8 protein-coding genes are annotated in these 11,661 nt (G+C 65.9%); all 8 read right to left on the reverse strand.

Annotated features, from left to right (window positions below):
* Window positions 1-32 precede the first annotated feature (32 nt).
* Window positions 33-1,208: a BMP family ABC transporter substrate-binding protein gene (locus AC1DHL_RS26805; RefSeq protein WP_478104981.1), complete on the reverse strand. Its 1,176-nt coding sequence runs from the start codon at window positions 1,206-1,208 to the stop codon at window positions 33-35.
* A gap of 53 nt (window positions 1,209-1,261) precedes the next feature.
* Window positions 1,262-2,182: an ABC transporter permease gene (locus tag AC1DHL_RS26810; protein ID WP_478163983.1), complete on the reverse strand. Its 921-nt coding sequence runs from the start codon at window positions 2,180-2,182 to the stop codon at window positions 1,262-1,264.
* An 86-nt stretch (window positions 2,183-2,268) separates the two neighbouring features.
* Window positions 2,269-3,417, reverse strand: a complete 1,149-nt coding sequence (locus AC1DHL_RS26815) for an ABC transporter permease (RefSeq protein WP_478163966.1) — start codon at window positions 3,415-3,417, stop codon at window positions 2,269-2,271.
* On the reverse strand, window positions 3,410-4,951 hold the full coding sequence (locus AC1DHL_RS26820) for an ABC transporter ATP-binding protein (protein WP_478163967.1): 1,542 nt from the start codon (window positions 4,949-4,951) through the stop codon (window positions 3,410-3,412). The genes AC1DHL_RS26815 and AC1DHL_RS26820 overlap by 8 nt, the downstream gene beginning before the upstream one ends.
* A gap of 69 nt (window positions 4,952-5,020) precedes the next feature.
* Complete coding sequence (locus AC1DHL_RS26825; protein WP_478105019.1) at window positions 5,021-6,304, reverse strand: NCS2 family permease; 1,284 nt, start codon at window positions 6,302-6,304, stop codon at window positions 5,021-5,023.
* Window positions 6,305-6,474: 170 nt separating this feature from the next.
* Window positions 6,475-7,431: a LysR family transcriptional regulator gene (locus tag AC1DHL_RS26830; RefSeq protein WP_478163968.1), complete on the reverse strand. Its 957-nt coding sequence runs from the start codon at window positions 7,429-7,431 to the stop codon at window positions 6,475-6,477.
* 64 nt (window positions 7,432-7,495) lie between these two features.
* Entirely contained in the window at window positions 7,496-9,922 is a 2,427-nt protein-coding gene (xdhB, locus tag AC1DHL_RS26835) for a xanthine dehydrogenase molybdopterin binding subunit (RefSeq protein WP_478163969.1), read from the reverse strand.
* Between the two features lies 1 nt (window position 9,923).
* Window positions 9,924-11,507, reverse strand: a complete 1,584-nt coding sequence (xdhA, locus tag AC1DHL_RS26840; RefSeq protein ID WP_478163970.1) for a xanthine dehydrogenase small subunit — start codon at window positions 11,505-11,507, stop codon at window positions 9,924-9,926.
* Between the last annotated feature and the right edge of the window lie 154 nt (window positions 11,508-11,661).

Raw genomic sequence — 11,661 nt, forward strand, 5'->3', positions numbered from 1 at the left:
CAACCCTTTGCGCCGGAAATCCGGGCCGTAGATTACTTCTTGTCGCCGCCCGGCACCTTGCCTTCCACGCCCTTGACGTAGAAGTTGATGCCCGTGAGGAACTTGTCGTCCGCCACGGCGCCGGCTGCCACCAGTTCCTTGCCGTCCTGGTCGACGATCGGACCCTTCCAGATCGCGAAGCTGCCGTCCTTCAGACCCTTCTTGACTTCGTCGACCTTGGCCTTGGCCTCGGCCGGCACGTCGTCGGCGATCGAGACGAGGTCGATCGCGCCTTCCTTCACGCCCCACCAGCTCTGGCCGGTGGTCCACTTGCCGTCGAGCACGTCCTGCGTGGCCTTGATGTAGTAAGGACCCCAGTTGATGACCGCCGACGCCAGGTGGGCCTTCGGGCCATAGGCCGTCATGTCCGAATCCCAGCCGAAGGCGCGCTTGCCCTTTTCCTGCGCGGTCTTGAGCACGGCCGGCGAGTCGGTGTTCTGGAACAGAACGTCGGCGCCGCCGTTGATGAGCGCGGTGGCGGCTTCGGTTTCCTTCGGCGGGCTGAACCATTCGTTGACCCACACCACCTTGGTCGTGACCTTCGGGTTCACCGACTGCGCGCCCAGCGTGAAGCTGTTGATGTTGCGCAGCACTTCGGGGATCGGCACCGAGCCGACGACACCCAGCGTGTTGCTCTTGGTCATCGAACCCGCGACGATGCCGGCCATGTAGGCGCCTTCATACGTGCGGCTGTCGTAGGTGCGCAGGTTCTCGGCCGTCTTGTAGCCCGTGGCGTGCTCGAACTTGACGTCCTTGTTGTCGGCCGCAACCTTGAGCATGGGCTCCATGTAGCCGAAGGTCGTGCCGAAGATCAGCTTGTTGCCCTGGCTCACCATGTCGCGGAACACACGCTCGGCATCGGCGCCCTCGGGCACGCTTTCAACGAAGGTGGTCTTGATCTTGTCGCCGAATTCCTTCTCGATCGCCTTGCGGCCGTTGTCGTGCGCGAAGGACCAGCCGCCGTCGCCCACCGGGCCGACATACGCGAAAGCAATGTTGAGGGGGCCGGTCGAAGCCGGTGCCGGCGCAGCGGCCGTGGGTGCCGGGGCGGCGGGCGCGGCGGCCGGTGCCGCGGCTTCTTCCTTCTTGCCGCAGCCGATGAGGGCGGCCGAAGCGACTGCCGTGAGGGCGGCCAGCTTGAGCAGGGAACGCTTGTTCAGATCATTCATTGTTTGAAATCCTCAAAGGACGGGTTGGCGGAGAAACAAACGGAAACGCGAGATTATGAGCCGGGGTAGAACGGTTTTCCTATCGAAGCCGGCATGTTCACGCGAATGAACGCGGGGTTGCGCGAGATCAAGGCCAGCACCACGATCGGCGCGATGTAGGTCAGCATGCTCAGGAACTGGCTCGGCACGTTGACGCCGGTGCTCTGCAGGTGAAAACCCAGCATCGAGACGCCGCCGAACAGGTAGGCGCCGAGTAGCACGCGCACCGGTCGCCATGTCGCGAATGTGGTCAGCGCCAGCGCAATCCAGCCCCGACCGGCGACCATGCCCTCGACCCACAGCGGCGTGTAGACCGTCGAGAGATAGGCGCCCGCCAGTCCGCACAGTGCCCCGCCCGCGATCACCGCCAGGAAACGGATGCGCCGCACCGGATAGCCCAGCGCATGCGAGGACTCCGGTGACTCGCCCACCGAGCGCAGCACCAGCCCGGCGCGCGTGCGGTAGAGGAACCAGATCAGCCCGATGGTCAGCAGCACCGCGAAATACACCATCGGGTGATGCCGGAACAGCGCCGGCCCGACCAGCGGGATGTCGCCAAGCACCGGGATCGCGTAGGACACGCTCTCCGGCAACTTGGCCTGCACGAAGTTGATGCCCGCGAAAGCTGAGAAGCCGACGCCGAAGAGGCTGAGCGCCAGCCCGGTCGCGTACTGGTTGGTGTTGAGCCAGATCACCAGCACGCCGAAGAAGGACGCCAGCAATGCGCCTGCCGCCATGCCGGCCAGGAAGCCGAGCCATGTGTTGTGCGTGGTGACCACGGTGGCGAAGCCGGCGATCGCGGCGCAGAGCATCATGCCCTCGGCGCCGAGGTTCACGATGCCGGCCTTCTCGTTGATCAGCAGGCCCAGCGCCGCGATGGCGAGCACCGTGCCGGCGCTCAGGGTGGACCCCAGGAGGAGTGCGTAGCTTTCCATCATGCCTCCCGCCGGGCCGCCCCTAGGGAGGCATGCGCCCCCTCGGGGGGCAGCGAATACACGAAGTGATGAGCGTGGGGGTTCATCTATGCGGCTCCTTCTGTGGGACGGGCGACGGGGGCGGTCAAGGGCGTGCTGACTTGCAGCGAAGACGTTCCGGGCTCGACCACGGCCTTGGGCGCAAGCTTGCGCCGGATGCGATAGGCAATCAGCGTGTCGCAGGCCAGCAGCGTGAACAGCAGCAGCCCCTGGAACACCCCCGTCAGCGACTTCGGCAGCCCGAGCCGCGATTGCGCCAGTTCACCACCGATATAGAACATGCTCATCAGGATCGCCGAGAAGATCATCCCCACCGGATGCAGCCGGCCAACGAAGGCCACGATGATCGCGGCAAAACCGTAGCCGGCCGGGACATAGGGGTTGAGCTGGCCGATCGGGCCCGCCACTTCGAGCGCGCCCGCAAGACCTGCCGCGCCGCCCGAGGTGAGCAATGCGATCCACACCGCGCGCCGTGCCGAGAAGCCGGCGTAGCGCGCGGCCGCCGGGGCCAGCCCGCCGACCTGCTGCGCGAACCCGGCCCGCGTACGGAACAGGAAGACCCACAAGGCCCCCGCGCCGATCAACGCAATGACGAGTCCGATGCTCACGCGCGAGCCTTTCATGAGCCGCGGGATCTGCGTCACCGCTTCGAAGGTCTTCGTCTGCGGGAAGTTGTAGCCGTGTGGGTCCTTCCAGGGCCCATAGACCATATAGCCCAGCAGCAGCGTCGCGACGTACACCAGCATCAGGCTCACGAGAATCTCGTTGGCGTTGAACTTGTCGCGCAGGAAAGCGACGATGCCCGCCCACACCATGCCGCCCGCAATGCCTGCGACCAGGATGCCGACGACGATCCACTGGCTGGTGTCCTTGTCGGCCAGCAGCGCGACACCACCGGCCGCCATCGCGCCGAACACGAACTGCCCTTCGGCGCCGATGTTCCACACATTGGCACGGAAGCACACCGCCAGGCCGAGCGCGATGATCAGCAGCGGCGTGGCCTTGACCATCAACTCGCCCAGCGCATAGCCGCTCTTGATCGGCTCCCAGAAGAAGACCAGCAGGCCCTTGACGGGATCCTTGCCCAGCAGCGCAAAGAGCACCATGCCGATCACCACGGTGACCAGCAGCGCCAGGATCGGGGAGCCATAGCTCCAGAAGCGCGACAGTTGCGGGCGGGGTTCGAGCTTAAGCATGGGCGACCTCCGACGACGCCGCTGCGGCGTGATGCGACTTGTCCCAGAGCCCGCTCATCCATTCGCCGATCTGCGGCACCGTGGCAGCGGAGCGGTCGATCGACGGCGACAGCCGGCCCTTGGCGATCACGTAGAGCCGATCGCTGATTTCGAAGAGCTCGTCGAGCTCCTCGCTCACCACGAGCACGGCGCAACCGGCGTCGCGCAGTGCGAGGATCTCGCCGCGGATCAACGCTGCCGCGCCCACGTCGACGCCCCAGGTCGGCTGCGAGACGATGAAGATCTTCGGGTTGGCGTCGATCTCACGGCCGACGATGAACTTCTGCAGATTGCCGCCCGACAGCGAGCGCGCCGCCGCGTTCGGCCCGCCGGCCTTGACGTTGAAGCGCTTGATGATGTCGCTGGCATGCTGGTTCAGCGCCCGCGTGCGAATCCAGCCGCCCTTTCCGACCGCGTTGCTGCGCGTCAGCAAGAGGTTGTGCGCCAGCCCCAGCGTCGGCACCGCGCCGCGGCCCAGCCGCTCCTCGGGCACGAAATGCAGGCCCAGCGCACGCCGCCGGCGCGGCCTGAAATGCGCAGCCGCCTGGCCGAAGACCTCGATCATCGGGGCTGCGGCGCGTATGTCCTCGCCCGACAGCGCGTAGAGCAGTTCCTTCTGCCCGTTGCCCGACACCCCCGCGATGCCCACCACCTCGCCGGCGCGGACGTCGAGCGAGATGCCGTCCAGGTCGACGCCGAATTGATCTTCGCGCGCCAGCGTCAGGCCCTTGACCTTGAGCGCCACCGCGCCGGCGTGAATCGGCCGGTGCGTGAGCGGCGGCGGCTCCGCGCCGATCATCAGGCGCGAGAGCGATTCGTTGGATTCGTTCTGCGGATTGCACACCCCGGTGACCTTGCCGCCGCGCAGCACCGTGCAGGCCGTGCACAGCTCTCGGATCTCGTGCAGCTTGTGGCTGATGTAGAGGATGCTGCAGCCCTCGGAGGCCAGCTTCTTGAGCACGACGAAGAGCTTCTGCACCGCCTGCGGCGTCAGCACCGAGGTCGGCTCGTCGAGGATCAGCAGCTTGGGGTCCGTCAGCAGCGCGCGGATGATCTCGACGCGCTGCATCTCGCCGACCGACAGCGTGTGCACCGGCCGCGAGGGGTCGATGTCCAGCCCGTATTCGCCCGCCTTGGCCTGCACCCGGCGCGCCACTTCGGCCAGCGCCAGGCTCTTGTCCAGGCCCAGCCAGACGTTCTCGGCCACCGTGAGGGTGTCGAAGAGGCTGAAGTGCTGGAACACCATACTGATGCCCAGCGCCCGCGCCTCCTGCGGATTGCGCACGTTGACCGCCTGGCCGTTGAACATCACGCTGCCTTCATCCGGCTTGACCGAGCCGTAGATGATCTTCATCAGCGTGGATTTGCCGGCGCCGTTTTCGCCGAGGACCGCGTGGGTTTCCCCGGGTTCGACCGTCAGCGAAACATCGCTGTTGGCGACCACCGCGGGATAGCGCTTGGTGATGTGCGCGAGCTGGAGTCTGTGGATTGTCATGCCTATGCCTGGCCTGTGGGTTGTCGTTCGAGCCCTGAACCGCCCTCTCGGGCGATCGCCTTATTGTCGTCAGTGTCCGCCGATATAGATGAACTTGAAAAGGAACACACCGCCGATGAGCCACACCATCCAGTGCACCTCCTTGGCCTTGCCCGTAAACAGCTTCAGGGCCGCATAGCTGATAAAGCCGAACGCAAGGCCGTTGGCGATTGAATAGGTAAACGGCATGGTCAGTGCCGTCACGACAGCCGGGATCGTCTCGGTCGTCTCTTCCCAATCCAGTTCCGTCAATTCCCTAAGCATCAAACAGGCCACAAAGAACAACGCGGGTGCCGTGGCATAGGCCGGCACGGCGCCGGCCAGGGGCGAAATGACCAGCGCGGCCAGGAACAGCACGGCCACCGTGAGGGCCGTGAGCCCGGTGCGGCCGCCGGCCTGCACACCTGCCGCGCTTTCCACGTAGGCGGTGGTGCTCGACGTGCCCAGCAGCGAACCCGCGAAGATCGCGCCGCTGTCGGCCAGGAGCGATTTGTTCAGACGGTCCATCTTGCCCGGCACCAGCAGGCCCGCGCGCCGGGCCACGCCCATCAGCGTGCCGGTGGCGTCGAACAGTTCAACGAGGAAGAACACCAGGATCACGTTCAGGATGCCGCCCGACAGCGCCGCCTTGATGTCCAGCTGCAGAAAGGTCGGCGCGATCGACGGCGGCGCCGCGAAGACGCCATGGAAGGTGTTGCCGCCGAAGAAGAAGGACAGCACCGTCACCGAGATGATCCCGATCAGGATCGCGCCGGGCACCTTGAGCCGGTCGAGCACGACGATCAGAAAGAAGCCCAGCGTCGACAACACGACTTCCGGCGTGTGCAGGTCGCCGAGGGTGACATAGGTCGCCTTCGACGGCGCCACGATGCCCGCACTCTTGAGCGCGATGATCGCGAGGAAGAGCCCGATGCCGACCGTGATCGCGATGCGGATCGAGTGCGGTATCCCCTTGATGATCAGCTCGCGAACCTTGAACACTGTCACCAGCAGGAACAGGCAACCGGAGACGAACACCGCCCCCAGCGCCGCCTGCCAGGTGAAGCCCATTTGCAGCACCACCACATAGGCGAAGTACGCGTTGAGGCCCATGCCCGGCGCCAGCGCGATCGGATAGTTCGCGTAAAGCGCCATGATGCCCGTGCCCAGCGCGGCGATCAGGCAGGTGGCGACGAACACCGCGTCCTTCGGCATGCCTGCGTCGCCGAGGATCGAGGGGTTGACGAAGATGATGTAGGCCATCGTGAGGAAGGTCGTGAGACCCGCCACGATTTCGGTGCGCACCGTGGTGCCGTGCTCCTCGAGCTTGAACATCCGTTCCGCCCAGCCTTTGGCGGAGGTTTGCCGCGGGGCGGCTTGCCGTGGGGGGGCCTGCCCGCTGAGGTCGAGCACTTGTTCTGTCCGGTTCATCGTCTTGTCTCCGAGTCTTTGTGGGTCGATGGCGTTGGTTGTCTTGGTCGCGACGCCGGCGCGAAAAAATCGTTCTATTCGGGGCCGGCGCCGGCGGCCGCCATGGGCCGCAAGGTCGCCGCTACCGACTTGGCCCGCTCGCGCAGCCAGCGCGCCGAACTCGATGAATGGGTGCGCTCATGCCACAGCTGGTAGTACATGAGGCGCGGCAGCGGCACGGGGCATTCGAGGATCGCGACCGGCAGCCGGTCGAGGAAGCGCTCGCAATACTGGCGGCCGGTCGTCAGCACCAGCAGGCTCGACGCGACGATGTCGGGAATGAGCCCGAAGTGCGCGCAGCGTGCCGTGATGTTGCGCTGCCGGCCCATCTCGTCGAGCATCTGGTCGATGATTCCTCGCGCGCCCGGATGCATGGGCGTCGGGGCGATGTGCTCGGCCACGAGCCAGCTTTCCAGGTCCCAGCCGCGCCGCACGGCCGGATGGTCCTTGTTGACCAGCGAGACGATGTCGTCGCCGAAGAGTCGCGCCATGTGCAGGTCCTCGGGCGGCTTGAGCCAGTTGCCGATCACCACGTCGACCTGCCCGAGCGACAGATGCGCGTGGTAGTCCGAGTCCGAGGACAGCGGATGGATCTCGATGTGGCACAGCGGCGCCTGGCTCTTGATCTGCGCCACCAGTTGCGGCAGGAAGAGCGGGTCCATGTAGTCGCTCGCCGCGATGCGAAAGGTGGTGGCCGCCGTCTGCGGATCGAAGCCGCGTGCATCGCTGAACAGCACCTCGGCCGAGCGCAGGATGGCCGCCGCCGGCTCGATCATCCGAAGGCCCGCATCGGTCGGGACCATGCCCGAACCCGAGCGCACCAGCAACGGGTCGCCCGACAGCTCGCGCAGCCGCTTGAGGGCTGCGGAGACGGCGGGCTGGTACATCCCCAATCGGATGGCGGCACGCGAAACGCTGCGGTCGGTGAGCACGGTGTGTAGAACCCGGATGAGATGAAGATCGATCTTGTCGAGTAGCGCCTGGTCTCTCATAGCTGCCCACTGTGGTCTGGAATGTGCGGGCAGTTATACAGCGCTGCATTCACATGGAAATACCTCAGGCGGCGGCGTTCTGCACCACGGTGATGGCTCTCAGGATCGATTCGCTCGTCGCCGGCGCGCGCAGCGGCGGATCGGTCCGATGGCCGCCCGTTGCCGACACCGCGTCGCGAATCGCGAAGAACACCGAGAACGGCAGCAGCAGCGGCGGCTCGCCGACTGCCTTGCTGCGGTGGATCGAGTCCTCGTAGTTCTGGCCTTCGAACAGCCGCACGTTGAGCACCGGCGGGCAGTCGTTGGCCGTCGGGATCTTGTAGGTGCTGGGCGCATGCGTGGTCAGCAGGCCGGTCTTCGGGTGCCACACCAGTTCTTCGGTCGTGAGCCAACCCATGCCCTGGATGAAGGCGCCTTCGACCTGGCCGATGTCGACCGCCGGGTTCAGCGATTTGCCGGCGTCGTGCAGGATGTCGGCGCGCAGCAGCTTCCATTCGCCGGTCAGCGTGTCGACGACGACCTCGCTCACCGCAGCGCCGTAGGCGTAGTAGAAGAACGGCCGGCCGAACATCTTGTCCTTGTCCCAGCTCAGGCCGGGCGTGGCGTAGAAGCCGTCGGACCAGAGCTGCACGCGGTCGAGGTAGGCCTCGCCGACCAGCGTGCTGAAAGGCAGCGTGCGGCCGTTGACTTCGACCTTGTCGTTGGCAAAGCGCACCGCGGAAGCGTCACCACCATGGCGCGCCGCGGCGCACGCCGCCAGCCGCTCGCGGATCTGCCGAGCCGCATCCTGCGCGGCCTTTCCGTTCAGGTCGGCGCCGGTCGACGCGGCGGTGGCCGAGGTGTTGGCGACCTTCTGCGTATCGGTGGCCGTGACCTTCACGCTCTCGAAGCTCACGCCCAGTTCGTGCGCGACGACTTGCGCCACTTTGGTGTTCAGCCCCTGTCCCATCTCGGTACCGCCGTGGTTCACGAGGATCGATCCGTCGGTGTAGACGTGCACCAGCGCGCCGGCCTGGTTGAAATGCTTCACGTTGAACGAGATGCCGAACTTGAGCGGCGCGAGCGCAATGCCGCGCTTGAGCACCGGACTCGTGGCGTTGAAAGCCGCGATGGCTTCCCGGCGAGCGCGGTAGTCGCTGCTGGCCTCCAGATCCTCCACCAGTTCGTGAATGATGTTGTCGTTCACGACCTGGCCATAGGGCGTGACGTTGTTCTCGCCCTTGCCGTAGAAGTTGACGCGACGCACATCCAGCGGGTCGCGGCCCAGTTCGCGCGCCACGCTGTCGAGGATGTTCTCGATCGCGATCGCCCCCTGCGGACCACCGAAACCGCGGAAGGCCGTGTTGCTTTGCGTGTTGGTCCTGCCCGAATAGCCGTGCATGGACACATCCGGCAGCCAGTAGGCGTTGTCGAAGTGGCACAGCGCGCGCGTCATCACCGGGCCCGAGAGGTCGGCTGAATGTCCCGCGCGCGAAACCATGTTGATCTCGGCGCCGAGGATGCGGCCCTCGTCGTCGTAGCCGACTTCGTATTCGTACCAGAAGCAGTGGCGCCTCCCGGTGATCATGAAGTCGTCATCGCGGTCCAGCCGCAGCTTGACCGGGCGCTTCAGCTTGTTGGCGGCGACCGACGCGACGCAGGCGAAGAGCGCCGATTGCGATTCCTTGCCGCCGAAGCCGCCGCCCATGCGCCGGCATTCGACGTGCACTTCGTTGGCGTGCAGGTGCAGCGCATGCGCCACCAGATGCTGCATCTCGCTCGGATGCTGGGTCGAGCAATACACATGCATCGCGCCGCCTTCCTTCGGGATGGCGTAGCTGATCTGGCCTTCGAGATAGAACTGTTCCTGCCCGCCGACGTCGAGTTCGGCCTTGAGCCGGTGCGGCGCCTTGGCGATGGCTGCCTTCGAGCCGCCCTCGTTCGTGGTGCGCACCAGATGCATCGGCGGCACGACGTACTGCTCTTTCGCGTGCGCCTCTTGCGGCGTCAGCACGGGCGGCGCGGCCTCGATGTCGAGCGCATCCTTGGCGCGCGCGGCGGCGCGGCGTGCAGCGTCGCGCGTTTCGGCGATGACGGCGAACACAGGCTGGCCCATGTAGCGGATGTCGCCGCTGCACAGGATCGGGTCGTCGTGCACGATCGATCCACAATCGTTGCTGCCCGGGATGTCGGCGGCGGTGATGACGGTCACCACGCCCGGCATGGCGCGAATGGCTTCGAGGTTCATGTCCTTGAGCCGGCCGTTGGCCACGGGCGAGAGGCCCAGTGCACAGTGCAGCGTGCCTGCGAGTTCGGGAATGTCGTCGATGTAGGTCGCCTCGCCGGCCACGTGCAGCCGCGCCGATTCGTGCGGCCGGCTGATGCCCACCCGCACGCCATCGTCGTGCGCCTTGGCTTCCGCCTTCGCATCGATGCGGGCGGCGGTATTGGTCAGGTAGTCGGCGAAAGCCTCTGCGGACTTGAAGAGGCTCGGATCGAGTGGCTTGTTCATCTCAGGCTCCTTCCGCCACGACGTGCGGCATCACGCTCCAGACGCTGGTCGCTTCGAGCGGCAAGGGGTCGTTCGTGCGCGTTTCCAGCCACAGGCGTTGCAGCAGGTTCTGCGCCACCTGGAGGCGATAGTCTGCGCTTGCCCGCATGTCGGTCAAGGGCTTGAAATCCTGGGCGAGCGCCAGCTTGGCGGCGTTCACGCTGGCCTGCGTCCACGGCTTGCCCACCAGCGCCGCCTCGGCCTGCGCGGCGCGCTTGACGATCGCGGCCATGCCGCCGAAGGCCAGGCGCACTTCCTTCACCACGTCGCCGTCGAGCGCGAGGGCGAATCCGCCGCACAGGGCCGAGATGTCGCAATCGAAGCGCTTGCTGATCTTGTAGGCGCGGACCTGGCGTTGCAGGGCGGCCAAAGGAATCGCCAGCCCCTGAACGAATTCGCCGGGCTCCAGGCGGTTCTTCATGTAGTCGACGTAGAAATCCGGCAGCGGCATGCGGCGCACGTGCTCGCCGCGGCGCAGTTCGATCTCGGCATCGAGCGACATCAGCACCGGTGGCGAATCGCCGATCGGCGACCCGTTGGCAACGTTGCCGCCGATGGTGCCGGCGTTGCGGATGGGCGGCGAGGCAAAGCGCAGCCACACGTCCGTCAGGCTGGGAACGCGCCGCGTCAACGCCGCGAACGCGGATTCGAGCGACGCGCCGGCGCCGAGATAAAGCTCGTTGGCGCGCTCCTCGACGGTCTTCATCTCGGCCACGTCGCCGACGAAGATGATATCGCCCAGGTCGCGGAACAGCTTGTTGACCCACAGGCCGACGTCGGTCGAGCCGGCCAGAAGCTGCGCGGCCGGCTTTTCCATGCGCAGCGCGGCCAGTTCGGCCAGCGTGGTGGGCGCATGAAAGTGGTCCATGCGCTGGCCCAGCGGCGCGGCGTATTCGAAAGTGCTTTCGTGCCGCAGGCTGGAGAGCGCCTGCACCACCGGTTTCGTGTTCAGGCTTGCATCGGGCAGATCGAACATGCGCTGGCCCGCGTCGAGGATCGGCCGATAGCCGGTACAGCGGCACAGGTTGCCCGAGAGGTCGTCCGCCAGTTGCTGCCGCGTCGGCCGCGTGCCGACGGCCTGGTGATGCTCGTAGGTGGACCACAGCGACATCACGAAGCCGGGCGTGCAGAAGCCGCATTGCGAGCCGTGGCAGTCGACCAAGGCCTGCTGCACCGGATGCAGGCGCTGCACCGGGTGCTTGTCGTGCGGCTGCTGTGCTTCATGGCTGTGGCCGCATTGCGTCTTGAGATCCTCGACGGTGAACAGCGCCTTGCCGTGCAGCGTGGGCAGGAACTGGATGCAGGCATTGACGGTCTGCAGCCGCAATCCGCCGATCGCTCCCTTCTCGCCGGGCTCGGCCAGTTCGCCGATCACCACGGTGCATGCACCGCAATCGCCCTCGTTGCACCCTTCCTTGGTGCCGGTGCAGCGGGCATCCTCGCGCAGCCAGTCGAGCACCGAACGGGTCGGGTGCACGCCGCTGACGTCGACGATCCGGCCTTGATGGAAAAAGCGGATGGGTTGTGTGCTCGGGGTCATGCTCATGCTCGTGGGGGAAAAGCGTTTGTCGCGATCAAAAATCGGGCCAACCGGAAGTTATTCCTTTAGAGCCGCCTATGCATATATACGCGCCCATATCGGCTATGTGAGGGTTGGTATGGAAGGGGTGGGTTAACCCCTAAAAACCCCTCGAACCCTC

The organism is Variovorax sp. 10L426, from assembly GCF_056395305.1.